Annotated in this window: 1 protein-coding gene; it reads left to right on the top strand. The window is 34.2% G+C overall.

Annotated elements, in window-relative coordinates:
• Nucleotides 1–94: 94 nt before the first annotated feature.
• Entirely contained in the window at nucleotides 95–697 is a 603-nt protein-coding gene (gene kwaA / locus JK635_RS15090) for an anti-phage protein KwaA (RefSeq protein WP_202654795.1), read from the top strand.
• Nucleotides 698–876 lie beyond the last annotated feature (179 nt).

Raw genomic sequence — 876 nt, 5'->3', positions numbered from 1 at the left:
ACTGATCCGGTATTATTGCCAAAATTCATCAATAACATAATATGTAAGATAATAGATTATACTGTATATATATACAGTTAGATAGGATTGTGCAATGAATGTCACATCAGAAAGAGTAGGCAGATCGCATAAAATAGGGATGTACCTTCTATCCTTATGGCTTTTGTTTCTCTTGGTTATTGTTAATAAAATTGATTTTGAAAATGTTAATATTTGCTTGAAATGCGATTTCGCCGGTCGCAGTGAAATTTCTTTAATCGTGCAGGGCAATTACCTTCCGATTATTTGCCTGATTCTTTTAGGCATATCCGTCCTTTTTTATATCCGGTTTAAATATCTGATAGACGGCGCCAAAGACGGACCAAAAATTGTTACTGACGTTGAAAACAAAGGCGCTGAGCATTTAGTATTTCTAGCAACCTATGTTATTCCGTTAGTCGGTTTTGGCCTAAACAATATTCGCGAAACAATCAACTTGGGAATAACGCTATTTATACTAGGAGCCATATACGTAAGAACGAATTTGTTTTATGCAAATCCGACATTATCATTGCTAGGCTTCAAAATTTTTGGAGCAAAAATTGATAATAAGGATTATATTCTTATTTCAATTGAAGAAATCGAAGAAGGCGATTCGATTAATTACATACCTCTCGATAAAAAAATTTATTTTGCAAGATTATCCATAAAACCATAAATGATGAAAAACATCGAAGAACTGAAAGCTGCGTTGGAAGGAATATTCACTGCAGGAATAAATTTCAAGCTTTATCTCGGCGTTGCCACTCAGAATGGCTTGAAATATCTTCATGCGGATCTGAACACAGCATCCACCGATAAGATTTGCACAAGTTATGTAGAAAGCATTAGAAGTTT

This window comes from Neobacillus paridis (assembly GCF_016765675.1).
Lineage (GTDB): Bacteria > Bacillota > Bacilli > Bacillales > Cytobacillaceae > Neobacillus > Neobacillus paridis.
The sequence above is the reverse complement of the archived record's forward strand: the minus strand, read 5'-3'. Positions and strand labels throughout refer to the sequence as shown.